Annotated in this window: 23 protein-coding genes; 10 read left to right on the forward strand and 13 right to left on the reverse strand. The window is 67.0% G+C overall.

The features are described from left to right. Positions 1-31: 31 nt before the first annotated feature. Positions 32-1,249, reverse strand: coding sequence for an MFS transporter (locus BRO63_RS31260; protein WP_088143447.1), 1,218 nt, complete (start codon positions 1,247-1,249; stop codon positions 32-34). Positions 1,250-1,429: 180 nt separating this feature from the next. Between BRO63_RS31260 and uvrA the strand changes: the two genes are divergently transcribed. Both uvrA and BRO63_RS31270 read left to right on the forward strand, forming a co-directional pair. After that, the gene (gene uvrA, locus BRO63_RS31265; protein WP_088143448.1) at positions 1,430-4,291 is read left to right on the forward strand and encodes an excinuclease ABC subunit UvrA; all 2,862 of its coding nucleotides are present in this window, start codon (positions 1,430-1,432) and stop codon (positions 4,289-4,291) included. A gap of 33 nt (positions 4,292-4,324) precedes the next feature. After that, positions 4,325-4,987: a glutathione S-transferase family protein gene (locus tag BRO63_RS31270; protein ID WP_088143449.1), complete on the forward strand. Its 663-nt coding sequence runs from the start codon at positions 4,325-4,327 to the stop codon at positions 4,985-4,987. A gap of 7 nt (positions 4,988-4,994) precedes the next feature. Here the strand turns inward: BRO63_RS31270 and BRO63_RS31275 are convergent, their stop codons facing one another. Further along, the gene (locus tag BRO63_RS31275; protein WP_088143450.1) at positions 4,995-5,897 is read right to left on the reverse strand and encodes a LysR family transcriptional regulator; all 903 of its coding nucleotides are present in this window, start codon (positions 5,895-5,897) and stop codon (positions 4,995-4,997) included. 128 nt (positions 5,898-6,025) lie between these two features. On the opposite strand from BRO63_RS31275, the gene BRO63_RS31280 reads away from it, so the two are divergent. Together BRO63_RS31280 and BRO63_RS31285 are read left to right on the forward strand one after the other, a co-directional pair. Beyond that, on the forward strand, positions 6,026-7,027 hold the full coding sequence (locus BRO63_RS31280; protein WP_088143451.1) for a tripartite tricarboxylate transporter substrate binding protein: 1,002 nt from the start codon (positions 6,026-6,028) through the stop codon (positions 7,025-7,027). A gap of 23 nt (positions 7,028-7,050) precedes the next feature. Then, the gene (locus tag BRO63_RS31285) at positions 7,051-8,244 is read left to right on the forward strand and encodes a M20 aminoacylase family protein (protein WP_088143452.1); all 1,194 of its coding nucleotides are present in this window, start codon (positions 7,051-7,053) and stop codon (positions 8,242-8,244) included. Positions 8,245-8,277: 33 nt separating this feature from the next. Here BRO63_RS31285 and BRO63_RS31290 read toward each other — a convergent pair whose 3' ends face one another. From BRO63_RS31290 to BRO63_RS31300, 3 genes are read right to left on the reverse strand one after another with little or no spacing between them, the layout of a single operon-like run. Then, entirely contained in the window at positions 8,278-9,405 is a 1,128-nt protein-coding gene (locus tag BRO63_RS31290) for a deoxyguanosinetriphosphate triphosphohydrolase (RefSeq protein ID WP_179215263.1), read from the reverse strand. Between the two features lie 23 nt (positions 9,406-9,428). Further along, the gene (gene aroB, locus BRO63_RS31295) at positions 9,429-10,505 is read right to left on the reverse strand and encodes a 3-dehydroquinate synthase (RefSeq protein WP_088143454.1); all 1,077 of its coding nucleotides are present in this window, start codon (positions 10,503-10,505) and stop codon (positions 9,429-9,431) included. Continuing rightward, positions 10,502-11,143: a shikimate kinase gene (locus BRO63_RS31300; RefSeq protein ID WP_088143455.1), complete on the reverse strand. Its 642-nt coding sequence runs from the start codon at positions 11,141-11,143 to the stop codon at positions 10,502-10,504. Before BRO63_RS31300 ends, aroB begins: the two co-directional genes overlap by 4 nt. A gap of 114 nt (positions 11,144-11,257) precedes the next feature. Between BRO63_RS31300 and BRO63_RS31305 the strand changes: the two genes are divergently transcribed. Next, on the forward strand, positions 11,258-13,705 hold the full coding sequence (locus BRO63_RS31305; RefSeq protein WP_088143456.1) for a penicillin-binding protein 1A: 2,448 nt from the start codon (positions 11,258-11,260) through the stop codon (positions 13,703-13,705). A 59-nt stretch (positions 13,706-13,764) separates the two neighbouring features. Here the strand turns inward: BRO63_RS31305 and cyaY are convergent, their stop codons facing one another. Then, a complete protein-coding gene (gene cyaY, locus BRO63_RS31310; protein WP_056327082.1) occupies positions 13,765-14,094 on the reverse strand; it encodes an iron donor protein CyaY in 330 nt (109 codons plus the stop codon). A 54-nt stretch (positions 14,095-14,148) separates the two neighbouring features. Here cyaY and lptM point away from each other — a divergent pair, with 54 nt between their 5' ends. Further along, positions 14,149-14,310: an LPS translocon maturation chaperone LptM gene (lptM, locus tag BRO63_RS31315; RefSeq protein ID WP_256943442.1), complete on the forward strand. Its 162-nt coding sequence runs from the start codon at positions 14,149-14,151 to the stop codon at positions 14,308-14,310. Then, a complete protein-coding gene (gene lysA, locus BRO63_RS31320) occupies positions 14,307-15,599 on the forward strand; it encodes a diaminopimelate decarboxylase (protein ID WP_088143458.1) in 1,293 nt (430 codons plus the stop codon). Before lptM ends, lysA begins: the two co-directional genes overlap by 4 nt. A gap of 68 nt (positions 15,600-15,667) precedes the next feature. Here lysA and ccsB read toward each other — a convergent pair whose 3' ends face one another. The 3 genes from ccsB to BRO63_RS31335 all read right to left on the reverse strand — a co-directional run bounded on the left by ccsB (position 15,668) and on the right by BRO63_RS31335 (position 19,951). After that, a complete protein-coding gene (gene ccsB, locus BRO63_RS31325) occupies positions 15,668-17,035 on the reverse strand; it encodes a c-type cytochrome biogenesis protein CcsB (protein ID WP_256943443.1) in 1,368 nt (455 codons plus the stop codon). 17 nt (positions 17,036-17,052) lie between these two features. Beyond that, positions 17,053-19,131: a cytochrome c biogenesis protein ResB gene (locus BRO63_RS31330; RefSeq protein WP_179215264.1), complete on the reverse strand. Its 2,079-nt coding sequence runs from the start codon at positions 19,129-19,131 to the stop codon at positions 17,053-17,055. Positions 19,132-19,249: 118 nt separating this feature from the next. Beyond that, positions 19,250-19,951, reverse strand: a complete 702-nt coding sequence (locus BRO63_RS31335; RefSeq protein WP_041656906.1) for a c-type cytochrome — start codon at positions 19,949-19,951, stop codon at positions 19,250-19,252. Here BRO63_RS31335 and BRO63_RS34355 point away from each other — a divergent pair. The 3 genes from BRO63_RS34355 to hemB all read left to right on the forward strand — a co-directional run bounded on the left by BRO63_RS34355 (position 19,950) and on the right by hemB (position 21,829). Then, positions 19,950-20,102: a hypothetical protein gene (locus BRO63_RS34355; protein WP_179215265.1), complete on the forward strand. Its 153-nt coding sequence runs from the start codon at positions 19,950-19,952 to the stop codon at positions 20,100-20,102. The genes BRO63_RS31335 and BRO63_RS34355 overlap by 2 nt on opposite strands. Before the next feature lie 90 nt (positions 20,103-20,192). Next, positions 20,193-20,816: a ribosome biogenesis GTP-binding protein YihA/YsxC gene (gene yihA, locus BRO63_RS31340; protein ID WP_008169015.1), complete on the forward strand. Its 624-nt coding sequence runs from the start codon at positions 20,193-20,195 to the stop codon at positions 20,814-20,816. Then, positions 20,813-21,829 carry a porphobilinogen synthase gene (gene hemB / locus BRO63_RS31345; RefSeq protein WP_088143459.1) on the forward strand — a complete coding sequence of 339 codons (1,017 nt, stop codon included), beginning with the start codon at positions 20,813-20,815 and terminating at the stop codon, positions 21,827-21,829. Before yihA ends, hemB begins: the two co-directional genes overlap by 4 nt. A gap of 57 nt (positions 21,830-21,886) precedes the next feature. On the opposite strand, the gene BRO63_RS31350 is transcribed toward hemB, so the two are convergent. The 4 genes from BRO63_RS31350 to BRO63_RS31365 all read right to left on the reverse strand — a co-directional run bounded on the left by BRO63_RS31350 (position 21,887) and on the right by BRO63_RS31365 (position 26,349). After that, positions 21,887-22,771 (reverse strand): DMT family transporter, encoded by an 885-nt coding sequence (locus tag BRO63_RS31350; RefSeq protein ID WP_088143491.1) that lies wholly within the window; start codon positions 22,769-22,771, stop codon positions 21,887-21,889. A gap of 138 nt (positions 22,772-22,909) precedes the next feature. Next, the gene (locus tag BRO63_RS31355; RefSeq protein WP_088143460.1) at positions 22,910-23,620 is read right to left on the reverse strand and encodes an ABC transporter ATP-binding protein; all 711 of its coding nucleotides are present in this window, start codon (positions 23,618-23,620) and stop codon (positions 22,910-22,912) included. Between the two features lie 36 nt (positions 23,621-23,656). Next, positions 23,657-25,429, reverse strand: coding sequence for a branched-chain amino acid ABC transporter ATP-binding protein/permease (locus BRO63_RS31360; RefSeq protein ID WP_088143461.1), 1,773 nt, complete (start codon positions 25,427-25,429; stop codon positions 23,657-23,659). Further along, positions 25,426-26,349: a branched-chain amino acid ABC transporter permease gene (locus BRO63_RS31365; protein WP_088143462.1), complete on the reverse strand. Its 924-nt coding sequence runs from the start codon at positions 26,347-26,349 to the stop codon at positions 25,426-25,428. Before BRO63_RS31365 ends, BRO63_RS31360 begins: the two co-directional genes overlap by 4 nt. Positions 26,350-26,353: the final 4 nt, after the last annotated feature.

The following is a 26,353-nucleotide window of genomic DNA, read 5'->3' on the forward strand; positions in this document are numbered from 1 at the left end:
TGGGCGCTTTTCGGGGTGGGATCCCGACTTTTCAGCCAGCTCGCGCCGGCGCCTGGCGGTCCGGCTCGGGCAGCGGGCGCAGCGCCCAGGTCACCGCCAGCCAGATCGCCGAGAGGACGGCGGCGGCGATGAAAACGGCGCTGGAACCCGAGTGGGCGGCCAGCCAGCCGCCCAGCGCCCCGCCCGCGAACAGGCCGGCGGCCTGGGCGGTGTTGTAGAAGCCCAGCGCCAGGCCCTTGTAGGCCTGCGGCGCGACCCGCGACACCAGCGACGGCTGCAAGGCTTCCAGCACGTTGAAGGCCACGAAGAAGCCTGTCAGGGCGGCGGCCAGGGTGTAGAAGCCATGGCTGGCCGCGGGCAGCAAGGCGCACACCAGCACCAGCCCGGCCACGGCGGCGCGCAGAGCGCCGCGATGGGCGCGGCGCTTTTCCGCGACGAACACCACCGGCACCATCAGCACAAAGGAAACCAGGATGACCGGCAGATAGACCTTCCAGAGCTCGCGCGCGTCCAGGCCGCCCACCTTCGCCAGCAGGGCCGGCACCACCACGAACAGCGCCACCTGGATCAGGTGCAGCACGAACACGCCAAAGTTCAGGCGCAGCAGGTCGCTATGGGTCAGGACTTCGCGCGGCCTGGCTGCCTGCATGGTGCGGGCCTGGGTCAGCGGCACCACGGGCACGACCCAGCCGGCCACGGCCAGGCAGATCACGCCCAGGCAGGCGATGGTCCAGAACAGGCCGGACAGGCCCCACCAGCCCACCAGCACGGGCGACAGGACCAGCGACACGGCGAAGGACAGGCCGATCGACCCGCCCACCATGGCCATGGCGCGGGTGCGGACCTCGTCGCGGGTGGAATCAGCCAGCCAGGCGGTGACCGCCGCGGAAATCGCGCCTGCGCCCTGGATGGCGCGGCCGATGGTGATCCAGTACACGTCGGAGGCCTGCGCACAGACGATGCTGCCGGCCACGAACAGCAGCAGCCCGAACAGCACCACGGGGCGGCGGCCCCAGCGGTCGGACGCCAGGCCGAAGGGAATCTGCATGAAAGCCTGGGTCAGGCCGTACATGCCCAGCGCCAGGCCGACGCGGGCGGGGTCGTCGCCGCCGGGCATGCCGGCGGCGGCCACGGCAAAAACCGGCAGCAACAGGAACAGCCCCAGCATCCGCGCGGCGAACAGGCCGGCCAGCGCCACGCTGGCGCGGCGCTCGGACGGGGTCAACTTCAATTTTTTATCTGCCTGCATGCGAAAAATTCAACGATGACTAGGGCTCGTTCGCGCGCGTGGATGTCACACGCTCACGGTCTGATCTGGCGGTGCGGCGCCGCTCCCGGGGCAATCCAGGCGGAAGTACTGCCCCGTACGCTAGGGGATTCGGCGCGCTATAGTACCAAGTTGGCCTTTGAAACCGCTTAAAAGAGCCCGATGGACGTGACAATACGCATTCGGGGTGCGCGCACCCATAATCTCAAGAACGTCTCGCTCGACCTGCCGCGCCACAAGCTTGTGGTGGTCACGGGCTTGTCCGGCTCGGGCAAATCCTCGCTGGCCTTCGACACGCTGTACGCGGAGGGCCAACGCCGCTACGTGGAAAGTCTGTCCGCCTATGCCCGGCAGTTCCTGCAGCTGATGGACAAGCCGGACGTGGACCTGATCGAAGGCCTGTCCCCGGCGATTTCCATCGAGCAGAAGGCGGCGGGCCACAATCCCCGCTCCACCGTCGGCACCATCACCGAAATCCACGACTACCTGCGCCTCCTGTATGCGCGGGTCGGCACGCCCTACTGCCCCGACCACGGCCTGCCGCTGCAGGCGCAAAGCGTCAGCCAGATGGTGGACGCGGTGCTGTCCTGGACGCCCGAAACCCGCCTGGCGGTGCTGGCGCCAATCGCGCGCGGCAAGAAGGGCAGCTACGAGGACGAGTGCGCCAGCCTGCAGGCGCAGGGCTACGTGCGCCTGCGCGTGGACGGCCAGATGACCGAAATCGACGGCATGGCGCCGCTGAAGAAGACCGAGAAGCACGACATCGACGTCGTCATCGACCGGCTGCGCATCAAGCCCGAGAGCAAGCAGCGCCTGGCGGAAAGCTTCGAGACCGCGCTACAGCTGGCCGAGGGGCGCGCCCTGGCGCTGGACATGGACAGCGGCCGCGAGCAGGTCTTCTCCAGCCGCTACGCCTGCCCGGTATGCAGCCACAGCCTGCCCGAGCTGGAGCCGCGCCTGTTCAGCTTCAACAACCCCATGGGCGCCTGCCCCAGCTGCGACGGCATCGGCCAGGTCGGCTTCTTCGACCCCAAGCGCGTGGTCGCCTTCCCGGAGCTGAGCCTGGCGGCCGGCGCCATCCGCGGCTGGGACCGCCGCAACGCCTTCACCCATTCGCTGCTGACCAGCCTGGCGGCGCACTACGAGTTCGACATCGAGGCGCCCTTCGAGGAACTGCCCGAGGCGCTGCGCGACAAGGTGCTGTACGGCTCCGGCGACGAAGAGATCTCGTTCCTCTACCTGAACGAAAAGGGCCGCAGCACGGTCAAGCGCCACACGTTCGAAGGCGTGATCCCGAACCTGGAGCGCCGCTGGCGCGAAACCGATTCGGCCACGGTGCGCGAAGAACTCGGCAAGTACCGCAATATCAAGACCTGCCCGGACTGCGGCGGCTCGCGCCTGCGGCCCGAGGCCCGCAACGTACTGATCGGCCAGGATCCGCGCGGCGGCGAACGCCACGGCCAGGCCATCTACGAGGTCGAGGCCATGCCGCTGTCGACCTGCCTGACCTGGTTCCGCGACCTGAGCCTGACGGGCGCCAAGCAGGAAATCGCGCAGCGCATCGTGCGCGAGATCGAGGCGCGCCTGAGCTTCCTGAACAACGTGGGGCTGAACTACCTGTCGCTGGACCGCAGCGCCGACACCATCTCGGGTGGCGAAGCCCAGCGCATCCGCCTGGCCAGCCAGATCGGCTCGGGCCTGACCGGCGTGATGTACGTGCTGGATGAGCCCTCCATCGGCCTGCACCAGCGCGACAACGACCGCCTGATCGGCACGCTGCAGCACCTGCGCGACCTCGGCAACAGCGTCATCGTGGTGGAACACGACGAAGACATGATCCGTATGGCCGACTGGGTCGTCGACATGGGGCCGGGCGCGGGCGAGCACGGCGGCCAGGTCGTAGCGCAGGGCGACCCGGAAACCGTGCAGCGCGATCCCCAGTCGCTGACCGGCCAGTACCTGAGCGGCGCGCGCGCCATCGCCATTCCGCAGCGGCGGCCCGTCAACGAGGAGCTGTCCTGGCTGACCCTGACGGGCGCCAGCGGCAACAACCTGAAGAACGTGGACCTGCGCATCCCCGCGGGCCGGCTGGTGTGCGTGACTGGCGTGTCCGGTTCGGGCAAGTCCACGCTGGTCAACGACACGCTGGCGGTCGCCGTGTCGCGCCAGCTGCATCATGCGCAGAGCGAGCCCGCCCCCTACGTGTCGATGCTGGGGCTGGAGAACTTCGACAAGATCATCAGCGTGGACCAGAGCCCCATCGGCCGCACGCCGCGCAGCAATCCCGCGACCTACACGGGCCTGTTCACGCCGATCCGCGAACTCTTCGCCGGCGTGCCGGAGGCGCGCACCCGCGGCTACGATCCGGGGCGCTTCAGCTTCAACGTCAAGGGCGGGCGCTGCGAAGCCTGCCAGGGCGACGGCGTGGTCAAGGTCGAGATGCACTTCCTGCCCGACATGTACGTGCCTTGCGACGTCTGCCACGGCAAGCGCTACAACCGCGAAACGCTGGAGATCCGCTATCGCGGCCGCAACATCAGCGAGGTGCTGGACCTGACGGTCGAGCAGGCGCTGGAATACTTCGAGTCCGTGCCGGCCATCGCCCGCAAGCTGCACACGCTGATCGACGTGGGCCTGTCCTACATCCGGCTGGGCCAGAGCGCGACCACTCTGTCGGGCGGTGAAGCGCAGCGCGTGAAGCTGTCGCAGGAACTGTCGCGGCGCAGCACCGGCCGCACGCTCTACATCCTGGACGAGCCCACCACGGGCCTGCACTTCCGCGACATCGAGCTGCTGCTGCAGGTGCTGAACCAGCTGGTCGACAGCGGCAATACGGTGCTGATCATCGAGCACAACCTGGACGTCATCAAGACCGCGGACTGGGTGGTCGACATGGGTCCCGAAGGCGGCGACGGCGGCGGCCGCGTGGTGGCGCAAGGCACGCCGGAAGACGTGGCCGATACGCCCGCCAGCCACACCGGACAGTATCTGGGCAAGCTGCTGCGCCGCAGCTCGGGCGCCTGAACCATCACATCAACGGTTAGAGAGGATCGTCGCATGTACACCTTGATCATCGGCAACAAGAACTACTCGTCCTGGTCCCTGCGCCCCTGGATCGCCCTGCGCGTGGCGGGCATTCCGTTTACCGAGCAAAAGCTCGGCTTTTTCACCGAGGAATTCTCGCGCCGCGTCAACGCCGTATCGCCGGCGGGCCTGGTGCCGGTGCTGCTGGATGGCGAATTCGCGGTTTGGGACACGCTGGCGATCTGCGAATACCTGGCCGAGCGCCATCCCGAAGCCCGCCTGTGGCCGCAAGCTCCCAAGGCACGCGCCCGCGCGCGCTCGCTTACCGCGCAGATGCACAGCGGCTTTGGCGCGCTGCGCCAGGCGCTGCCCATGAACGTGGAGGCGCGGCTACCCGGCATCGCGTTCCCCGAGGCGGCGCAACAGGACATCTCGCGCCTGCAGGCCATCTGGCATGACACGCGCGCGGAATTCGGCCAGGGCGGACCGTTCCTGTTCGGCGACTTCTCAATCGCCGACGCTTTCTTCGCACCGGTGGTCTCGCGCTTCAACACCTATGGCATCGCGGCGGCGGGCCCGGTGCGCAGCTACATGGACGCGGTGCTGGCGCTGCCCGCCATGCAGGAATGGACCCGCGACGCGCTGGCCGAAGCCACCTTCGTGCCCGAGGACGAGCCCTACCGCAAGCACCGCTGACGCGCGTTCAATCGCGCAGGCGCTGGGCCACGAACTCACGCACCAGCGCCATCGCCGGCGCCTCGGTGCGGCCCGTCAGCGTCACCATCGCAAAGAGCGCGTGGCTGCGTAGCGGCGGGTCGGTGGACAACTCGGTCAATTCGCCTGCGGCGATGCCGACCCGCGCCGCGCCCACGATGCCCAGGAACACCGCGTCCGACACGCGCACCGCTTCCAGCACGCTGCCGATTTCATCGCAGCGCAGGCGCATCGAGGTCTGCGGGTCGGCCTCGATGCCGAAATGGTCGACCACGATGCGCACGGTATCGGCCGCCAGAAACGTGGACGCCAGGGGATAGGCCGCCACCTCCGCGAAGCGCGCCGGCCGTCCCGTCTGCGCCAGCGGATGGCCGCGGCGGCAGATGAATCCCGCGCGCATTTCCGAAATGGGTTCGATGCGCAGGTCAGCCGCCGGCACGATGCCGCGCGTATCGACCACCAGCGCATCCAGGCGCCGCTGGCGCAGCAGCGCCAGATGGGCCTCCGGCGAACCGCGCATCACGTCCAGCTTCAATTGCGGATAGTGCTGCGCCACGTGCGCCAGCAGCGGCGTCATGAGCATGACGCCCGGCCCCGACCCCAGCCCGATGCTGATGCTGCCCTGGTCTCCCTGGGTCAGCAGTTCCGCGCTGCGGCGCAGCTCGCCGGATTCGAACAGGATGCGCCGCGCGCGGCTGGCGACCGTCAGCCCCAGCGGTGTCAGTTCCGTGCGCTTGCCCATGCGGTCCAGCAGCCGCGCCCCCAGGTCATCTTCCAGCAGACGGATGCTGCGGCTGAGCGCCGACTGGGTCAGATGCAGGTGTTCGGCTGCGCGGCTGAAGGAACCTGCCTCGGCTACCGCCAGCAGATGTTCGAGCTGCTTGAGATTCATGCCCGGGTCCCCGTCTAATTATGAGTTTTTTTTCTAGCTTCCAGAATAACAATTCGTTAGACAACTAGCGAGGCCTGTCCCTAGCATGCGGATCACGACTAGATCATTCCAAGGGGAATTTCGTGAGCATGCTTTCCAATGGCCTGCGCCTGGCCGGCTGTGCGCTGGCGCTGGGCGCGGCGCTGCTGGCCCAGGGCGCCCGGGCCGCAGACTATCCCGACCGGCCCGTCATGATGATGGTGCCCTACCCGGCCGGCGGCGCGTCCGATTCCATCGCCCGGGTCGTGGCCTCGCCCGTGTCCAAGCAGCTGGGGCAGCCGGTGCTGGTGGAAAACCTGGGCGGCGTCAGCGGCGCGCTGGGCGCGCAAAAGGTGCTGGGGGCCAAGGCCGACGGCTACTACCTGTTCCAGGGCTCGCCCAACGAACTGATCCTGTCCCCAATTGCCAACCCCGCGGTCAAGCTCAAGAGCGAGGATTTCCGCCTGGTGCAGATGATAGGCATGGCGCCGCTGGTGATCGTGGCGCGCGCCGACCTGCCCGCCAACAATGCCGACGAACTGGTCACGCTGGCGCGCTCGCGCTCGGCCACGCAGCCGCTGACATTCGGCAGCGTGGGCGTGGGTTCGCTGTACCACGTGCTGGGCGAGCACATGGCCCGAACCATCGGCGCCAACATGATGCACGTGCCCTACAAGGGCGGCGCGCCGCTGATGCAGGACATCGGCGGCGGCCAGGTGGACCTGGCCATCCTGCCGCTGTCGCAGCAGCAGGTGGCGCTGGCCGAGCAGGGCCGCATCAAGCTGCTGGCCAGCCTGGACCCGCAGCGCAGCCAGCTGCCCGCGCTCAAGAGCGTGCCGTCGGTCAACGAAGGCCAGCTGCTCAAGGGCTTTAACTTCACCACCTGGACCGGCTACTTCGTCAAGCGCGACACGCCGCAAGACGTGGTGTCGCGGCTGAATGCCGCGCTCAACGCCGCCATGCAGGATCCCGCGGTGAAGGACAGCCTGGCGCACCAGAACATCGAAGTTTCCGCCCCCATGAGCGCGGAACAGGCCGACGCCATGTACCGCGCCGAGACCGAGCGCTTCCGCGAAATCTCCAGCCACGTAAAACTGGCAGGCAACCCGTGACCCGATTCCAGGACCACTCCGACATGCATCCCGTTCTGCAGGCCATGACCGCCCAGGCCGACGAATTCGTCTCGATCCGCCGCGACATCCACCGCCACCCCGAACTCGGCTTCCAGGAATTCCGCACCAGCGACCTGGTGGCGCAGTGCCTGACGCAATGGGGTTATGAAGTGGAACGCGGCCTGGGCGGCACCGGCGTGGTCGGGCAACTGCGTCGCGGCAGCGGCGCCAAGCGCCTGGGCCTGCGCGCCGACATGGACGCGCTGCCCATCCAGGAAGCGACCGGCCTGGAGCACGCCAGCTGCAACGAAGGCATCATGCACGCCTGCGGCCACGACGGCCACACCGCCATGCTGCTGGCGGCGGCGCACCATCTGGCCAGGCATGGCGACTTCGACGGCACGCTCAACCTGATCTTCCAGCCCGCCGAGGAAGGCCTGGGCGGCGCCAAGCGCATGATGGAGGACGGGCTGTTCCGCAAGTATCCCTGCGACGCCATCTTCGCCATGCACAACATGCCGGGCCATCCGCAAGGCCGCCTGCTGCTGCGCGACGGCGCCGCCATGGCTTCTTCGGACAACGTCACCATCGTGCTGGAAGGCGTGGGCGGACACGGCGCGATGCCGCATTGCGCCGCCGATCCGGTGGTGGCCGGCGCGGCCATCGTGCTGGGCCTGCAAAGCATCGTCGCGCGCAACATCGATCCCCTGCACATGGCGGTGATCACGGTCGGCGCATTCAACGCGGGTAAAGCCAACAACGTCATCCCCCAGACCGCCACGCTGAAACTCAGCGTGCGCGCGCTGGACCGCGGCGTGCGCGACACGCTGCAAGCCCGCATCACGGAGCTGGTCCATAGCCAGGCGGCCAGCTATCAGGTGCGCGCCACCATCGACTACGGCCGCGGCTATCCCGTGCTGGTGAACACCCGCGAAGAAACCGATTTCGCGCGCCAGGTGGCGGTGGAACTGGTGGGCGCCGACCAGGTGGAGCCCCAGACCCGGGCGCTGACGGGCAGCGAGGACTTCGCCTTCATGCTGGAAGAGGTGCCCGGTTCCTACCTGCTGGTGGGCAACGGCGATGGCTCGGCTGAGGGTTTCAACAGCGGGCACGGCGCCTGCATGGTGCACAACCCGGGCTATGACTTCAACGACCACAGCCTGCCCGTGGGCGCGGCCTATTGGGTGCTGCTGACGCAGCGCTATCTGGCGGGCTGAAGCCGCGGCGTAAGCCTGAGGCCCGCGCGGGCCTCAGGCCATCTCGAACAGGCGCCGGTGTTCGCGGATGGCGTAGCGGTCGGTCATGCCGGCGATGTAGTCGGCGATGGCGCGAGCCTGCTCATTGAACGCCGGCCGGCGGTAGTCCGGCGGCAAGAGGCGCGGATCGTCCAGGAATGCGGCGAACAGCTCGCGCACGATGCGCCGCGCCTTGGTCGTCATGCGCAGCACGCGGTAGTGGCGGTACAGGTTGTCGAAGAGGAATTTCTTCAGCTCGTCGGCCTCGCGCCGGATCTCGGGCGAGAACGTCGCCAGCGGCGGCGCGCGGCGCACGTCATCGACGGTGGCGGGCGCGAACTCGCGGATGCGCGAAAGCGAGGTCCGCGTCAGGTCCACGATCAGCGTATTGATCATGCGGCGTATGGTTTCCGCCACGGCGCGGCGCGCAGCCAGGCCGGGATAGCTTTCCAGCACATGGGCGTGATGGCGCTCGAAGATCGACACTTCCTTCAGCTGTTCCAGCGTGATCAGGCCCGACCGCAGGCCGTCGTCGATGTCGTGGTTGTTGTAGGCGACTTCATCCGCCAGGTTGGCCAGCTGCGCCTCCAGCGAGGGCTGGGTGCGGTCCAGGAAGCGCTGGCCCACGTCTCCCAGCTGGCGCGCATGCGCGGCCGAGCAGTGCTTCAGGATGCCTTCCCGCGTTTCGAAGCACAGGTTCAGGCCGTTGAAGTCCGCGTAGCGTTCTTCCAGTTCGTCCACCACCCGCAGGCTTTGCAGGTTGTGCTCGAAGCCGCCGGCCTCGGGCGCCAGTTCCCGCATGCAGGCGTTGAGCTCGTCCTGCCCGGCATGGCCGAACGGCGTGTGGCCCAGGTCGTGCGCCAGCGAGATGGCTTCGGTCAGGTCTTCGGACAGGCCCAGGCTGCGCGCCAGCGTGCGCGCGATCTGCGCCACTTCCAGGCTGTGGGTCAGGCGGGTGCGGAACAGGTCGCCTTCGTGGTTCACGAAGACCTGGGTCTTGTACTCCAGGCGACGGAAGGCGCCGGAATGGACGATGCGATCGCGGTCGCGTTGGAACTCGGTCCGATTTTCTGGCGGCGGCTCGGCATAGGTCCGTCCGCGCGATTGAGACGGGTGGGATGCATAGGAAGCCAGTTCTTTCATCTGCAACGCCGTCTCCATCATGGCTATTGGGTCGTGCGGGCCAGGACGGCGCGCACGGCGTCGTCGGGAGCCGCGCGCATCATGGCCTCGCCGATGCGGGTCATGAGCACGTAGCGGATCGAGCCGCCTTCGGTCTTCTTGTCGACCTGCATCAGGTCCAGCCAGCGGTCGGCGCCCAGGTCAGGAGCCACCACGGGACAGCCGATGGCGGTCACCAGCGCGCGCACGCGCTCCACGTCGGCGCGCTCAAGGCCCGCGACGTCGGCCGACAGCTCAGCCGCTTGCACCATGCCGCAACCCACGGCTTCGCCATGCAGCCAGGCGCCGTAGCCCAGGCCGGATTCGATGGCGTGGCCGAAGGTGTGGCCCAGGTTCAGGATGGCGCGCAGGCCGGACTCGCGCTCGTCCTTGCCCACCACCTGCGCCTTCAATTCGCACGAACGGCGGATGGCGTAGGCCACCGCGTCCGGGTCCAGCGCGCGCAGCTTCTGCGCGTTTTCCTCGCACCAGGACCAGAAGTCCGGATCCAGGATCAGGCCGTACTTGATCACTTCGGCCAGGCCCGCGGACACCTCGCGCGCCGGCAGCGTGTTCAGCACGTCGGTGTCGATCTCGACGGCGACCGGCTGGTAGAACGCGCCGATCATGTTCTTGCCCAGCGGATGGTTGACGGCGGTCTTGCCGCCCACCGACGAATCGACCTGCGACAGCAGGGTCGTGGGCACCTGCAGGAAGCGCACGCCGCGCATGTAGACCGCGGCCGCGAAGCCGGTCATGTCGCCGATGACGCCGCCGCCCAGCGCCACCAGCACGCAGCGGCGGTCCAGGCGGTTGCCCAGCAGCGCGTCGAAGATCAGGTTCAGCGACTGCCAGTCCTTGTAGGCCTCGCCGTCGGGCAGTTCGATGCGCAGCACCCGCTTGCCGGTCCGGGCGAGCGCCGCCTCGGCGCGCTCGCCGTACAGGGCGGCGACGGTCGGGTTGGTCACCACGGCGATCGCGGTGGCGTCGGCGGGGATGCACTGGTCCAGGGCGTCCAGCCGGCCGGGGCCGATATGGATCGGGTAGGCTCCGCCCGGGGTGTCGACGTGTACTACGTTCATATGCGCTTCTCGAAGGCTTGCAGTTGCGGCAGCAGCGCCTTGACCAGGGTGTGTATGGGCATGGCGCCCGTCTCCACCACCAGATCGGCCACTTCCTTATAAAGGGGTTCCCGCAGGGTCATGAGGTCGCGCAGCGTGCCGCGCGGGTCGGCGGTCGCCAACAAGGGACGGTTGCGGTCGCGGCAGGTGCGGCGGAACAATTCGTCCACGCTGGCCCGCAGGTACACCACGATGCCGCGCTCGCGCAGGCGCTGGCGGTTTTCCGGCGCCAGGATGGCGCCGCCGCCGGTGGCGAGAATTATGTTGCGCCGTTGGGTACACTCTTCCAAGGCGGCAGATTCCCGGCGACGAAAACCGGCTTCGCCCTCGATTTCGAAGATTACCGGCACCCGCACGCCGCAACGCGCCTCGAGCTCATGATCCAAGTCCATAAACTCGCGCCCCAGCGCACGCGCCAGGCCACGCCCTATGGTGGTCTTGCCCGCGCCCATCATCCCGACCAGGAAAACCGGCAGGTCATGCGGCAACGTGACGGCCTTGCCTGTGCACTCGATCGCGCAAGGCAGGTTTTCGGGCGTCTCGCCGGAGGACGCCGGGTCCGGGTCAGCCTCCGGACATGAGTTAGCGGAAAAGTTCATGACGGCATTATCACATCAGCCGCCAGTTGCCCGCCTACCACACTGAACGATTTTGTTACAGAAACCGGTACCCCGTGCCAAGACGGACCCGGAGATACCCGTAAAATCGCCGCGATGAGCAAGCCCCAGAATTCCTCCAAGAAAGACAAGCCCGCCAAGAGCGGTTCCCCGATACTGCGATTCTTCGTAAAGACCGGCATTTTCTTTGCCGGCCTGTTCCTGTGCGGCGTGCTGCTGGCTGGAATGGCGTTGGCGCTGGCCTGGCCCAACCTGCCCGACCTGAACGCCATGACGGACTACCGCCCGCGGGTGCCGCTGCGCGTCTTTACGGCGGATCGCGTCCTGATCGGCGAATTCGGCGAAGAGCGCCGCAACGTGCTGCGCTTCAATGAAATCCCGGACGTCATGAAGTCCGCGGTGCTGGCCGCCGAGGACGACCGCTTCTATCAGCACGGCGGGATCGACTGGATGGGCGTCGCGCGCGCGGGCCTGACCAACCTGGTCAACATGTCGAAGACGCAGGGTGCCAGCACCATCACGATGCAGGTGGCGCGCAACTTCTACCTGTCGTCGGAAAAGACCTATTCGCGCAAGTTCTATGAACTGCTGCTGACCTTCAAGATCGAGTCGGAGCTCACCAAGGACCAGATCCTCGAGCTCTACATGAACCAGATCTACCTGGGCCACCGCGCCTACGGCTTCGCGGCCGCCTCGCGCACCTACTTCGGCAAGCCACTGTCCGAAGTCACGCCCGCGGAAGCCGCCATGCTGGCCGGCATCCCCAAGGCCCCGTCGCGCTTCAACCCGATCGCCAACCGCCCGCGCGCCGAGCTGCGCCAGCGCTACGTGCTGGGCCGCATGCATTCCCTGGGCTACCTGACCGAACCGGAATACCAGCAGGCGCTGGCCCAGCCCATCGTCATGAAATCCGCGGAAGGAACCCCGGCCGGCGGCTATTCGATCCATGGCGAATACGTGGCGGAACTGGCGCGCCAGCTGCTGTTCAACGTGTACCAGGACAACGTCTATTCACGCGGCATCAACATCTACACCACCGTGCAGTCCAAGGACCAGGAAGCGGCCTACCGCGCCGTGCGCGAAGGCGTGCTCGAGTACACGCGCCGCGCCCCCTACCCCGGCCCCGAGGAACAACTGGACCTGCCGCCGGGTACCGAGAACAACCCGCAAGCGCTCGACGAATTCCTGGACGGCGTGTTCGACAAGTTCAGCGACAGCGGCGACCTGCTGACCGCGCTGGTGCTGTCGGCCAGCCCCACTGAAGTGAAGCTGGCGCGCAGCTCGCGCGAGATCATCACCGTCACCGACAAGAAGGTGCTGGGCGTCGTGGCGCGCGCGCTGAACGACAAGGCCAAGCCCGAGCAGCGCATCAAGCGCGGCTCGGTGGTCTACATCCGCAAGTTCGGCGACAACTGGGAAATCATCAACCTGCCCTCGGTGCAGGCGGCCTTCGTGGCGCTGTCGCCGCAGGACGGCGCCATCCGCGCCATGGTTGGCGGCTTCGACTTCTACCGGGGCAACTTCAACCGCGTGACGCAGGCGTGGCGCCAGCCGGGCTCGAACATCAAGCCCTTCATCTATGCCGCTTCGCTGGAACGCGGCCTGACTCCCGGCACGCAGATCTCGGACCAACCCTTCGAGCTGACGGCCGCGCAGACCGGTTCCAAGGCCTGGAACCCGAAGAACTACGGCAACCAGTACGAACCCATGCTGACCCTGCGCCAGGGCCTGTACAAATCCAAGAACATGGTGTCGATCCGTATCCTGCAGGCCATCGGTCCGCAATATGCGCAGGACTACCTGACCCGTTTCGGCTTCGACAAGGCCCGCCAGCCCGCCGTGCTGCCGCTGGCGCTGGGCGCAGGCTCGGTCACGCCGCTGCAGCTGGCCGGCGCCTTTTCGGTGTTCGCCAATGGCGGCTACCGCGTCACGCCCTACCTGATCGACCGCGTCACCGACAGCAACGGCAAGGTCATCATGCAGTCCAAGCCGGTCGTGGCCGGCGACGCCGCGGCCCGCGCCATCGATCCGCGCACCGCCTGGGTCATGGACGACATCCTGCGCGGCGTGGCCACCTACGGCACCGCGGCGCGCGCCCGCGTCCTGCTCAAGCGCAACGACATCGCAGGCAAGACCGGCACCACCAACGAATCCGTGGACGCCTGGTTCTCCGGCTACACCCCATCGCTGGTCGCCACCGCGTGGCTGGGTTTTGACCAGCCGAAGTCCCTGGGTTCGCGCGAAACCGGCGGCGGCGTCGCCATGCCGATCTGGGTCGATTACATGCAGACGGCGCTCAAGGGCGTGCCCGAAGAGAAGCCGCGCCCCCGTCCCGACGGCCTGCTGGTCGAAAACGGCGAGTTCTACTTCTCTGAATTCCCGCCCGGACAGGCGGTGGCGCGCCTGGGCCTGCCCGAAGCCGACACGCTGGGTGAGTTCCTCAACGGCCTGAACGGCAGCACCAGCGAGGAAACCAGGATCAAGGTGGCGCCGGGCGTGGGCACGCAAGGCAACACGCCCTGGTCCCAGAAGATCCCGTTCTGACGCGCAAATGACAAGGCCGGCCCGATGGGCCGGCCTTTTTTTCGCCTGAGCCTGGCGTTTTACAGGCGTATCGTTACGGGCACGCCAGCTGCCGCGGAACAGATCTGCGACAGGGCATCCGGCAGCTGCGGGCCGCCTCGGGTATCGTTCCAGTGCTGGCCGTCGTAGCGGTAGTGGAAGCCGCCGCTGCGCGCCGCGACCCACAGCTCCTGCATGGCAGCCTGGCTGTTCACCACCACGTGGGTGTTGTCCTCGAAAACCATCGTCAGCACATTGCCGCTGCGGCTGGTTTCGACATCGACATCGAGCGAAGCCGCCCAGTCATCGGCCTGGCTTTCGATGCTGTCCAGCACCTGGTCGATCAACGCAAGAAATTCGGTTTCGGTCATAATCGAGCCTGCAAGATTTAGGAGTTCCCAGTGTTCCACTTGGCATTTCGCCGCATGGTCCTTCGCATTGTAGCCACGCTGCTGGCGACCGGCATGGTTGCGGCTTGCGGCTACAAGGGCCCCTTGTACATGCCCACGCCGGACGGCAAGCCGCCCTCGCGTACGCAGTCGCAACCCCAGCCGACGGTCATTCCGCCGGCGCCAACGCTGCCATGACTTCCCGATTCCCCGCGCAGCCTGAACTGGCCGGTCACCCGTACTTCCAGTTCCGCAACAATGTCCTGTACGCCGAGGACGTGCCGCTGGATCACCTGGCCGAAAAGCTGGGCACGCCGCTGTACGTGTACTCGCGCGCCGCGCTCAAGGCTGCCTGGGAATCCTACCGCAACGCCGTCGGCCAGCACCCCGTGCTGGTCTGCTACGGCATGAAGGCCAATTCCAACCTGGCCGTCCTGAAGGAATTCGCGCGCCTGGGCGCGGGCTTCGACATCGTTTCCGGCGGTGAGCTCAAGCGCGCCCTGGCGGCGGGCGCGGACCCGTCCAAGATCGTGTTTTCGGGCGTGGGCAAGCAGGCCTGGGAGATGCGCGCGGCGCTGACCGCCAAGGTCAAGTGCTTCAACGTCGAATCCGAAGCCGAACTGCGCCGGCTGTCGGAAGTCGCCCATGGCATGGGCCTGCGCGCGCCCGTCTCGTTGCGGGTCAATCCGGACGTGGACGCGCAGACGCATCCCTACATTTCCACTGGCCTGAAGGAAAACAAGTTCGGCATCGCCATCGAGTCGGCGCTGGACGTTTATCGCAGCGCCCAATCGCTGCCGGGGCTGGACATCGTGGGCGTGGACTGTCACATCGGTTCGCAGCTCACAGACATCAGTCCCTATTTCGATGCGCTGGAAAAGCTGCTGGACCTGATCGAAAAACTGGACCAGGCTGGCATCAAGATCGCCCATCTGGACCTGGGCGGCGGCCTGGGCATCCGCTATACGGATGAGATCCCGCCTTCGCCCCAGGCCTTGTTGGACCGCGTCTTCGAACGCCTGAATGCGCGCGGCTTCGGCCATCTGCATCTGGTGCTGGAGCCCGGCCGCTCGCTGGTGGGCAATGCCGGCGTGCTGCTCACCCGGGTCCAGTACCTGAAGCACTCGGAAGCGCGCAACTTCGCCATCGTCGACGCCGCCATGAACGACCTGCTGCGTCCCGCGCTGTACGAGGCCTTCCACGGCGTGCGCCCCGTGCATCCACGCGCGGGCGACGAGACCCTCTACGACATCGTCGGCCCGGTCTGCGAAAGCGCCGACTGGCTGGCCAGGCAGCGCAAGCTGGCCATCCAGCAGGGCGACCTGCTGGCGGTGGAATCCGCGGGCGCCTACAGCATGGCCATGGCCAGCAATTACAACGCGCGCCCGCGCGCGGCCGAAGCCATGGTCGATGACGACAAGTACTACGTGGTGCGCCAGCGCGAAACGCTGGACGACCTGCTCAGGGGCGAATCCACCCTGCCCTGAAGCGGCTTGCCCCCAAATGAAAAATGCCCCGAAAGGGGCATTTTTCATTGCGCTGGCGGACTATTGCGTCACAGTTCGCCGTAGGAGTGCAGCCCCGACAGGAACATGTTCACGCCCAGGAAGGCGAAGCCGGTGATCAACAACCCCATCAGCGCCCAATAGGCCGCCATGGTGCCGCGCAGGCCCTTGATCAGGCGCATGTGCAGCCAGGCCGCGTAGTTGAGCCAGACGATCAGCGCCCAGGTTTCCTTGGGGTCCCACTGCCAATACGCGCCCCAGGCGTCGGCCGCCCACAGCGCGCCCAGGATGGTGGCGACGGTGAAGAACGCGAAGCCGATCGCGATGGCGCGATACATGATGTCGTCCAGCACTTCCAGCGACGGCAGCGCCGCAGCGATGCGGCGGCGGCCCAACAGGATGGCGCCCACGATCACCGCCCCCACGCCGAAATACAGCATCCAGGTGGCCGACAGGCCGTCGGTGCGGAACACCATGGGCTCGGCGCACAGCAGCACGCCCAGCACGAACAGCGGCGCCAGCTTGGCCCAGGACGTGGTCTGGCCATGCTGCTTGACCAGGTAGGCAAAGCCCACCATGGCGGCCAGCGAGAAGGTGCCGTAGCCGATGAAGTTGGCCGGAACGTGCAGCTTCATCCACCAGCTCTTGAGCGCCGGCACCAGCGGCTGGATCTGCCCGGCATCGCGCGTGAACGAGTACCACAGCAGGAACACCACGGCCGACGTCACCACCAGCATCACGAAGCCGCCCAGCGCGCGCGTGGCGTACTTGCGTTCGTAGTAGAGGTAGAACAACGCCGTGATCAGCGCGAAAAGCACGAACACTTCATACAGGTTGCTGACCGGGATGTGGCCCAGGTCCGGCCCCATCAGGTGCCCTTCGCGCCAGCGCACCAACAGGCCCGTGACCCCGGCGAACACCGCGCCCCAGCTCAGCGCCGTGCCCAGCCAGGCGGCCGTGGGGCTGAAGAAGCCGATCCAGTAGCAGACCATGGCCAGCGCAAACAGCGCGCACATCCACAGAATGGCCGATTGCGAGGAGAACAGGTACTTCAGGAAGAACACCTGCTCGGCCCGGGCCAGGTCGTTGCCATACAGCATCAACGCCAGTCCGGCCGCAATGGCACAGGCGACCATCAGGTGGCGCAACGGACGCCACAGCCAGCCCATCCAGGCCAGCACTGGCACGGTGCCGCACAGGATGATCTTCTCGTAATAGTCCATCGCATTGCTGTAGCGGGTCAGCGCGTAACCCGCGCCCACCGCCAGCAACAGAAAGAAGACGACGTCGGTCCAGTCGGGCCTGCCGCGCTGCGCGCGGCTGTCGCCGGTTTCGGACAGGGCGTCCTGCCAGAGCGTTTCCGGCGAGGCGGCCTGCGCCTGCGGCGACGAGGGATGCGTGGTGGTCGTAGTGGTCATGGTGGACATAGGAAACCTTAGGACCTCTTCTGGCGCAGCAGCGCCTGCTTGAAGCGTTCAAACTCCTGATTGAAGTCGAGTGTACGCTTCTGGGACGTCATGGCCGCCAGGACGCAGCTGCCGCCGTCTTGCGGCTTGATCCAGATCCAGATGCGGCGGTCTCGAATATAGAACATCGAGAACACGCCCAGGACCAGCAGCAGGCTGCCCAGGTAGACGGTGTTCTTGCCCGGCGTGCGGCTGACCTGGAACACGCTGGCCTGCACATGCTTGAAATCCGCCAGCGACAGGAACACCGGCGCCGGGTAGACGGTCAGGTCCGACAGCGCCGCCACGGACAGGCGCGACCACACGGCCGCGCGTTCCGCCTCCGGGCCCTCGGTGGCCACGGGCGGCAGGCCGGCGCGCTCGCGTTCGATGGCGCGCAGTTCGTTCATGCTGGCGCCGATCAGGCGGATCACCACGTCGGCCGCCCGCTCCAGGTCCTGCGGCGGGGTGTTGGCCTGCAGGAACGCCGCCACGGCTTGCAGGCCGCCAGAGGCAAAGGTTTCCAGCGCGCGCTCGGCGGCGGTTTGCAGAGGCTGGCGATCCGCCCCCGCAGGGCTGTTGCGTTCCGCGAAGCGGCGCGCGGCTTCCTGGCGCGCCGCGGGGTCGGCCAGGGTCGCGCGCAGGCGCATGAATTCGGCGATCGAGCTGTCGTCGTCGGCCGGAATACGCAGGTAGCGGAAGGGTTCGGAGGCGTTGTTGCGCACCCCGGCCAGGAACACGGCGGCGCCGTCCAGTTCGACGGGCAACATGTAATTCTGGAATTCGTGAGCCTGCCCCGCGTCGTCGATCAGCTTGTATTCGACGCTGGGGCCGACGTTGCGCAGGTTTTCGTTCTTCTTGCCCGCGGCGCTGCCGGATACCGACGCGACGTGATCGGCGAAGCTCTGGTTGCCGCCCTTGGGATCGCCGCGGGTCAGGTCCTCGACGTTGATGGGCCGCAGGGCCGTGATCTCGATGCCCATGCTGCGCGCACCACGAGCAGTGTGAGCGGTTACTTCGCTGGTCTTGCCCACCGTGCCGTCAACCGCGAAGGTGGCGGCCTCAGATCCTACTAGCGGATAGCCTTTCAGCGTCACCGCGCTGCCGCCGTCGTCGAAGCTGGACTGGTAGACCGTCATGCCCTTGAAGCGCAGCGGCTCGTTGACCTCGATGGTGGAATCAAAGCTCTTGCCGGTATCCGGGTCGGTGACCTCGACCTCGCTGGCAAAGCGGCTGGGCATGCCGGTGGAGTAATAGTCGACCACGAACTTCTTGAGCTTCAGCGTGAAGGGCATGGGCTGCACCAGGGCGCCGTCGCCCACCATCACGACCGCGGTGCTGGCCTGGCCGCCCTCGGGCACCAGCACGCTGGCGCGAAAGCTCGGGTTATCGACCGACAGGCGGCCGCTTTCCGGCACTTCCGAGATCAGCATGTTCTCGACGATGGGCTGCTTGCCGCCGAACATGACCTGCAGGCGCACTGGCAACTCGCTGTCCAGGAGGCCGCCGATGCAGATGATGACCATGGCAGCATGGGCGAACACATAGCCCAGCCGGTTGGCGCTGCCCTTCTTGGCCGCCAGCAGCACGCCGTCGGCGTCCTGGCGTTCGCGCACGGCATAGCCCAGCCGGCCCAGCAGGGATTTCAGGCCTGCAGCCGTCTGCGGCACGTCGGTGGGCTCGTCGGTTTCCACGCGGTGCGGGAAGGCGCGCAGACTGCTGGCCCGCACATGTTCGCGGAACGAGCGCGCATCGCGCAGCATCTTGGGCGCGTTGCGGATCAGGCAGACCGAGGTCGACACGACCAGGAACCCCATGATCAGCAGGAACCACCAGCTGTTGTAGACGTGCCAGATGGAGAACTTGTCGAACACTTCGAACCAGAACGGCCCGAACTGGTCGATGTAGTTGTTGGACGAGCGGTTCTGCTGCAGCACCGTCCCGACCAGGCTCGCCACGCAGATGAACATCAGCAGGCTGACGGCGAAACGCATCGAACCCAGCAATTCGAAGAAATCGCCGGGCAGGCTGCGCAGGGAGGGACGGGAGTGTGTACGGGTCGAATTCATGAAAAAAGGGGGGCCGCGCTATCGGCTACCCCCCTCATAGACAGCGCGCGGCGGAACCAGGTTCCGCTGCGCCAGGTTTTCAGAACGCGGACCAGCCGCGCGCGTGGCAGGCTCGCGCCTACCGCAGGCCGGCGGCGTAGTCCGACACGGCCTTGATGTCGGCATCCGACATGCGATCCGCGATGGCGAACATGACGTCGTTCTTGCGGTCACCGCTGCGGAACAGCTTCAGCTGCTCTTCGATGTACATGGGGAACTGGCCCGACAGCCGGGGGTACTGGCTGGGGATGCCCGCGCCATTGGCAGAATGGCACGAGGCGCAGGCCGGAACCTTGCGATCCGGCAAACCGCCGCGCCAGATCTTTTGACCCAGATCAACCAGCTTCTCCTGGCCGGCCGTGGCGGGCTCCTTGAGCGGCTGCTGCGCCAGGTACAGCGCAATGTTCTGCATGTCGGCGGGCGTCAGGTTCTGCGCCATGGCCGTCATCGGGGTGGGATTGCCGCCCGCGCCATTGCGCACCGGCAGCTTGGCGCCAGGCTTGATCTGGAAGTCCGCCAATTGCTTGGCCAGGTATTCGTGGGACTGCGCGGCCAGGTTGGGGTTCACCGGGATGGTGCTATTGCCCGCCGCGCCATGACAGGACGCACAGGCGATGATGCCCCTGGCCGCATCGCCCTGGTCAAACAGCTGTCCGCCCTTGGCGGCATCTGGTTTTACCGGGCCCGCAGCGCCTTCGGCGGCGAAACTCGTAGTAGATAAGGCGGAGGCGCCGAGCAACAGCCCGCTCGCAACCAACATCCGGGACAGCACACGCTTCATGAAGACCTCGACGATCGCATCGATCAAGGCGCAAAAAGGCGCCCACGCCTGCCCGCACACCCTGGAATGCCGTATCGAACCTGTTTTGCCTTCCTGCCTGCGATGTTGCTGCGAACCTGCTGGAAAAAGCATTCAGCAAGCGAAACAGTAAGCAAAAAAGACGGCTCCGCGCACGGGGACCACTGTTGCAAACGCCGGATTATACAATAGGGCTCGAAACCAACCGTATCCAAAGCCACCCGTGTCCCTCCTACATCGCGCCTCTTTCCTCACTTCCGCGGCTCGCCTCGACCAGTTGCCGGCCGCCGGCGCTCCCGAGGTCTGCTTTGTCGGCCGCTCCAACGCCGGCAAATCCACGGCCATCAACGTGCTGTGCAACCAGCGCCGCCTTGCCTTTTCCAGCAAGACGCCGGGCCGCACGCGCTTGATCAACATGTTCGGCTTGCCCGACCCCCTGGATCCGGAAGGCCACATCGGTTATCTCGTCGACCTGCCCGGCTACGGCTACGCGTCCGTGGCCCGCAACGAAAAGGAAAAGTGGGCCGACATCCTGGGCGGCTACCTGCGCGACCGCGAATCGCTGGTCGGCATCGTGCTGCTCATCGACATCCGCCGCGGCGTCACCGAACTGGACCGCCGCCTCGCCAATTTCATCGCCCCCACCGGACGCCCGGTGCTGGCGCTGCTGACCAAGGCCGACAAGCTGCCTTACGGCCAGCGCATGCGCACCGTGTTCTCCGTGCGCAAGGACCTGGCCGACATCGGCGCCTTGCACACCATTCCCTTCTCCGCGCCCGAACGCATCGGCCTGGAAGAGGCCGGCGCGCACATAGAAAACTGGATTTCTCCCAAGGTCGTACCATGAACCCGCAGATCATCTCCCCTGAATTCCCGGTATCCCGCCCGCGCCGCCTGCGCCGCGACGACTTCACCCGCCGCCTGGTGCGCGAGAACGCCCTGACGGTCAACGATCTGATCTACCCCGTGTTCGTGGCCGAAGGCACCGGCCTGCAGCAAGCCGTGCCGTCCCTGCCGGGCGTGGTCCGCTATTCGCTGGACACGCTGCTGCCGGTAGCCCGGGAATGCGTGGAGCTCGGCATTCCCGTGCTGGCGCTGTTCCCCGCCATCGACCCCGCGCTCAAGACGCCCGACGGCATCGAAGCCACCAACCCCGACGGCCTGATTCCGCGCGTGGTGCGCGAACTGAAGAAGCACGTCCCCGAGCTCGGCATCCTGTGCGACGTGGCGCTGGATCCGTACACCAGCCACGGCCAGGATGGCGTCATCGACGAGAACGGCTACGTCATCAACGAAGCCACCGTCGAGATCCTGGTCAAGCAGGCACTCACCCAGGCCGAGGCCGGCGTCGACATGGTCGCCCCCAGCGACATGATGGACGGCCGCATCGGCGCCGTGCGCCGCGCGCTGGAAGCCAACGGCCACATCCACACGCAGATCATGGCCTACTCCGCCAAGTACGCCAGCGCCTTCTACGGCCCGTTCCGCGACGCCGTGGGGTCGGCCACCAACCTGGGCAAGTCCAACAAGATGGCTTACCAGATGGATCCGGGCAACCTCGACGAAGCCCTGCGCGAAGTGGCCGCCGACCTGCAGGAAGGCGCCGACATGGTCATGGTCAAGCCCGGCATGCCCTACCTGGACGTGCTGCGCCGGGTCAAGGACACGTTCCGCGTGCCCACCTTCGCCTACCAGGTCAGCGGCGAGTACGCCATGATCAAGGCCGCCGCCGCGAACGGCTGGCTGGACCACGACAAGGTCATGATGGAAGCGCTCCTGGCGTTCAAGCGCGCCGGCGCCGACGGCATCCTGACGTACTTCGCGGTCGAAGCCGCAAAGCTGCTGAAGAGCCAGCGTTAAGCGCTTGCGGCATCGCGGGCCGGGCCGCCCTGGGCCGCCCGCGACGCATGCCGCGAATCAGGTCTTGGCGGCCGCACTGCGGCCCGCCGCCGGCGCCCCGCGCCGCAATCCCAGCCAGGTTCCTCCCAGCACGCAGGCCAGCCCCGCAACGTGCGTGGGCGTGACGTGCTCATCCAGGAACAGGGCCGCGAACAGCAGGCCGAAGATCGGCAGCCAGTTCACGAACAAGGCCGCGCGGCTGATGCCCAGCCGCGCGATGCCGGCATTCCAGACGATATTGCTGACGCCCGAGGCGATCACCGCGGAAAACAGCAGCACCAGCCACGGCCACCACGTCATCTGCCAGGTATCTCCCTGATAGGTCGCTGGCGTCAGCGCCGCATGCACCACCAGCATCAGGCCGCCGGCCAGGTACATGTACCAGAGCATGCCCAGCGGATCCATGCTGCGCGACATGCGCTGGATCACCAGGCCGCCGCACACGAACACCAGCACCGCCACGAACACGATGGCATCGCCCCAGCCCGTCAGGCCGATCCGCGCGCCGCTGCCGACCACCACCATGCCCACGCCCAAGAGGCCCAGTAAGGCGCCGGAAATCCGCACCAGCGTCAGTTTCTCGCGATAGAAGATGGCGGCCAGCAGCGCCGACAGCAAAGGGCTGGTCGCCATGATCAGCGTGCCGTTCGCGGCCGAGGACACCCGCAGGCCCGTCACCAGCGCCATCTGGTGCGCGTACACCACCAGGAAGCCCGCCAGCGCGACCCAGCCCAGCTCCGCGCGGCCCAGCCGCGGGATGCGGCCGCGGCGGGCCTTGATGATGAGGGTGACGGTGATGAACGCGATGACGATGCGCACGGCCGCCAGGGCCTGCACATCCATGTGCAGCGTCAGGTACTTGACCGAGACGATGTTCAGGCCCCATGTGGCCATCACGAACATCAATTGAAGATAGATAAGACCTGTGCGGTCCTGGCTTGCATCAACTGTCGGGGACGTCACGGGCGCCGGCCTGGAAGGGAAATGGAACGCGCCGCCCACGCGACGCCGCGGACATGGTATCGCGCCTGGGGCCTGGACTCAATGCGCGCCGAGGTAGGCCGCCCGCACGTTGGGGTCGCGCAGCAGTTCCGCGCCGGAGCCGCTCAGCGTGATGCGCCCGGTCTCAAGCACATAGGCCCGGTCCGCCACGCCCAGCGCCTGGTTGGCCATCTGCTCAACCAGCACGATGGTCAGGCCGTCGTCGCGCAGCTTGCAGATCGCCGCGAAGATGTCCTGCACGATCAGCGGCGCCAGCCCCAGCGAAGGCTCGTCCAGGCACAGCAGGCGCGGCTCGCTCATCAGGGCGCGCGCCATCGCCAGCATCTGCTGCTCGCCGCCGGACAAGGTACCGGCCAGCTGCTCGCGCCGTTCCCGCAGCCGCGGAAACAGCCGGTAGCCGCGCTCCACGCCTTCGGCCACCGCCGCGGGATCCCTGCGCCGCGTGTAGCCGCCCAGCACCAGGTTGTCGTAGACCGTCTGGTCCGCGAACACGCCGCGCCCTTCCGGCGACAGCGCCAAGCCCAGGCCCACGCGCTGATGCGCCGCCACCTGCGTGATGTCGCGTCCGTCGAAGGTCACGCGTCCGCCCTGCAAGGGCTCCAGGCCCGCCACCCCCTTCAACAGCGTGCTCTTGCCCGCGCCGTTGGCGCCGATGATGGTCACGATCTCGCCCGCGCGGATCTCCAGCGACACATCGCGCACCGCCTGGATGGCGCCATACGAAATCTGCACGGATTCTAGTTTCAGCATCGTCTTGTTGCCTGTTCCTACGCCCATGGCCTGGCCTCAGGCCATGCCGGTTCCGAGATACGCCTCGATCACCCGCTTGTCCGCCTGCACCTGCGCCGGCTTGCCCTCGGCGATCTTGATGCCGTAGTCCAGCACGATCACGTGGTCGGAAATCGCCATCACCAGATCCATGTGGTGCTCGACCATCAGCAGCGTGATGCCGCAGGACGCGCCGATGCGCACCAGCAGCTGGCCCAGTTCCGCGGTCTCCTGCGGGTTCAGCCCGGCCGCCGGCTCATCCAGCAGCAGCAAGGTCGGTTCGGTCGCCAATGCGCGCGCCAGTTCCACGCGCCGCTGCAGGCCGTAGGGCAGGCTGCCCGCCGGCGTGTCGGCCAGATGCTCCAGGCCCACCATGCGCACCAGCCGATAGGCGTGCTCGCGCGCGCGCTCCTCCTCGCTGCGCGCGCCGGGCAGCCCCAGCAGCGACGCCCAGAAGCCGTTCTTCATGCGGCTGTGGCGGCCCAGCAGCACGTTGTCCAGCACCGACAGGTCGCCGAACAGGCGCAGGTTCTGGAAGCTGCGGCCTATGCCCAGCTTGCAGATCACGTGCGCCCGCTCGCCCGCGATGTCCGTGCCCTGGAAGCGGACCACGCCCGCGTCCGGCAGCACCACGCCGCTGAGCATGTTGATGAGCGTGCTCTTGCCCGCGCCGTTCGGCCCGATCAGCGCATGCACGTGGCCGCGCCTCAGGCAGAAGGAAATGTCCTGCGCCGGCTTCACGCCGCCGTAGGCCTTGGAGAGGCTCTCCACCACCAGCAGCAGGTCTTCCTGCGCCGGAACCGCCTGCCTGGCCATGGCCGGCGCGGCCGCCTCGCCCCCGCCTTGCGGCCGCGCATCCGCGACCCGGCGCGTGCGGCGCGAGAACAATCCCATCACGCCGCCCGGCATGAAGTACAACGCGAACAACAGCAAGGCGCCGTAGAAGAAATGCTGCACCGACGGCCAGCGCGCCAGCATCGCGTCGATGATGGTCAGCGCAATCGCCCCTACGGCCGGCCCCGCCTTCGAGCCCGCCCCGCCGAACAGCACCAGCAGCAGGATGAAGATCGACAGGTTGAAACCGATGAAATCCGAGTTGATGTACTGGTTCTGCTGCGCCACCAGCGCGCCCGCGATGCCGCAGGTCACGGCTGCCACCACGAACGCGATGACCTTGGCGCGATACACCCGCACCCCGACGGAAGACGAGGCGATCTCGTCGGCCTGCACCGACAGCAGCGCGCGCCCGAAGCGCCCGTCCAGCACGTTGCGCAGCAACAGTTGCGTCGCCACGCACAGCAGCAGCGCGAACCACACCCACTGCTGGTTGGTGAACGCATTGCCGCCCCATGTCAGCGGCATGATGCCGAACAGGCCCGAAGGGCCGCCGAACACGTCGACCCATTCGGTGACGATCTTCTCCATGACAATGCCGAAGGCCAGCGTCACCATGGCCAGGTAAGGCCCCTTCACCCGCAGCGACGGCAGGGCAATCAGCACACCGAACACGCCGGCCACCACGGGCGCCGCCGCCAGGGCCAGCCACGGATCGACCTGCCAGCGCGAAGTCAGCAAGGCTGCGGTATAGGCGCCGGCCGCGAACAGGCCCGCCTGCCCCAACGACTTCTGCCCCGCATACCCCACCAACACGTTCACGCCCGCCGCGCACAGGTAGTACACGCAGGCCATGAATACGATGCGCAGGTAGTAATCGTTGTCCACCAGGGCGGCGAATACGGCGAGCGCCGCCGCCAGCGCCACGGTGATCAGGGCCTGCCCGTGCCGCTTCATACCTTCTCCACCAGGCGCTTGCCGAACAGGCCGGTGGGCTTGACCGCCAGCACCAGGATCACCAATCCGAAGATCGCCACTTCGCGCCATTGCGACTGCCAGAGGTTCACATAGGATTCCAGCAGACCCAGCACGAAGCCGCCCAGCACGCAGCCGCGCGGATTCGACAGGCCGCCTATCATCGCGCCCGAAAAACCCTTCAGGCCGATGGCCAGGCCCATGAATATCGAAGCCGACGTGATCGGCGCAACCAAAAAGCCCGCCAACCCGGCCAGCGCCGAGCTGGCGAAGAAGGCCCCGGTCATCACCGCGTTCACGTTGATGCCCATCAGGTTGGCGACCGCGGGATTGGCGGCCACGGCCCGCATCGCCTTGCCCAGCACGGTGCGGTTCATGACGCGGTCGAACAACACCATCACGGCGACCGCAACGGCAAGCAGCAGCAGCTCCTGGCTGCGCACGCCCGCGCCGAACACGCGGATCACGTCATCGCCGAAGGGCGCCGGCACCGTGACGGGCGCGGGTCCCCAGACCGCGAACGCGGCGCTCTGCAACAGGATGCCGAAGCCTAGCGTGCTCATGACCCATGCCATGCCCGGGCGCGAAGCGAACGGCCGCACGCCGAACACGTACAGCAGCACGCCCAGCAAACCCATCACCAGCACCGCCACCAGGCCGGCCAGCAGGTACTCCCAGCCGCTCAGTTCCAGGCCTGTGAAGGCCGCAGTGGTGACCGGCTTGCCGGCAAACAGGAACAAGGCGCCCACGCCGATGAACGCCCCCACGGACACGAACTCCCCATGCCCGAAGTTGAGCGTGCGCGTGGTGGTGAACGTGATGCTGAAGCCCAGCGCCACCAGCGCATAGGCGCCCCCTACGGCTAGCCCGCTGACGAGCGCCTGCAACAATGTCGCCAACATGATG

The organism is Achromobacter xylosoxidans (assembly GCF_002192695.1).
GTDB lineage: Bacteria > Pseudomonadota > Gammaproteobacteria > Burkholderiales > Burkholderiaceae_B > Achromobacter > Achromobacter xylosoxidans_C.

Excerpts from the sequence above, each read along its gene's own strand:
- BRO63_RS31260 (WP_088143447.1), bottom strand. The coding sequence starts at position 1,249 with ATGCAGGCAGATAAAAAATTGAAGTTGACCCCGTCCGAGCGCCGCGCC.
- uvrA (WP_088143448.1), top strand. The coding sequence starts at position 1,430 with ATGGACGTGACAATACGCATTCGGGGTGCGCGCACCCATAATCTCAAG.
- BRO63_RS31270 (WP_088143449.1), top strand. The coding sequence starts at position 4,325 with ATGTACACCTTGATCATCGGCAACAAGAACTACTCGTCCTGGTCCCTG.
- BRO63_RS31275 (WP_088143450.1), bottom strand. The coding sequence starts at position 5,897 with ATGAATCTCAAGCAGCTCGAACATCTGCTGGCGGTAGCCGAGGCAGGT.
- BRO63_RS31280 (WP_088143451.1), top strand. The coding sequence starts at position 6,026 with ATGCTTTCCAATGGCCTGCGCCTGGCCGGCTGTGCGCTGGCGCTGGGC.
- BRO63_RS31285 (WP_088143452.1), top strand. The coding sequence starts at position 7,051 with ATGCATCCCGTTCTGCAGGCCATGACCGCCCAGGCCGACGAATTCGTC.
- BRO63_RS31290 (WP_179215263.1), bottom strand. The coding sequence starts at position 9,405 with ATGAAAGAACTGGCTTCCTATGCATCCCACCCGTCTCAATCGCGCGGA.
- aroB (WP_088143454.1), bottom strand. The coding sequence starts at position 10,505 with ATGAACGTAGTACACGTCGACACCCCGGGCGGAGCCTACCCGATCCAT.
- BRO63_RS31300 (WP_088143455.1), bottom strand. The coding sequence starts at position 11,143 with ATGAACTTTTCCGCTAACTCATGTCCGGAGGCTGACCCGGACCCGGCG.
- BRO63_RS31305 (WP_088143456.1), top strand. The coding sequence starts at position 11,258 with ATGAGCAAGCCCCAGAATTCCTCCAAGAAAGACAAGCCCGCCAAGAGC.
- cyaY (WP_056327082.1), bottom strand. The coding sequence starts at position 14,094 with ATGACCGAAACCGAATTTCTTGCGTTGATCGACCAGGTGCTGGACAGC.
- lptM (WP_256943442.1), top strand. The coding sequence starts at position 14,149 with ATGGTCCTTCGCATTGTAGCCACGCTGCTGGCGACCGGCATGGTTGCG.
- lysA (WP_088143458.1), top strand. The coding sequence starts at position 14,307 with ATGACTTCCCGATTCCCCGCGCAGCCTGAACTGGCCGGTCACCCGTAC.
- ccsB (WP_256943443.1), bottom strand. The coding sequence starts at position 17,035 with ATGACCACTACGACCACCACGCATCCCTCGTCGCCGCAGGCGCAGGCC.
- BRO63_RS31330 (WP_179215264.1), bottom strand. The coding sequence starts at position 19,131 with ATGAATTCGACCCGTACACACTCCCGTCCCTCCCTGCGCAGCCTGCCC.
- BRO63_RS34355 (WP_179215265.1), top strand. The coding sequence starts at position 19,950 with ATGAAGACCTCGACGATCGCATCGATCAAGGCGCAAAAAGGCGCCCAC.
- BRO63_RS31335 (WP_041656906.1), bottom strand. The coding sequence starts at position 19,951 with ATGAAGCGTGTGCTGTCCCGGATGTTGGTTGCGAGCGGGCTGTTGCTC.
- hemB (WP_088143459.1), top strand. The coding sequence starts at position 20,813 with ATGAACCCGCAGATCATCTCCCCTGAATTCCCGGTATCCCGCCCGCGC.
- BRO63_RS31350 (WP_088143491.1), bottom strand. The coding sequence starts at position 22,771 with ATGTTCGTGATGGCCACATGGGGCCTGAACATCGTCTCGGTCAAGTAC.
- BRO63_RS31355 (WP_088143460.1), bottom strand. The coding sequence starts at position 23,620 with ATGCTGAAACTAGAATCCGTGCAGATTTCGTATGGCGCCATCCAGGCG.
- BRO63_RS31360 (WP_088143461.1), bottom strand. The coding sequence starts at position 25,429 with ATGAAGCGGCACGGGCAGGCCCTGATCACCGTGGCGCTGGCGGCGGCG.
- BRO63_RS31365 (WP_088143462.1), bottom strand. The coding sequence starts at position 26,349 with ATGTTGGCGACATTGTTGCAGGCGCTCGTCAGCGGGCTAGCCGTAGGG.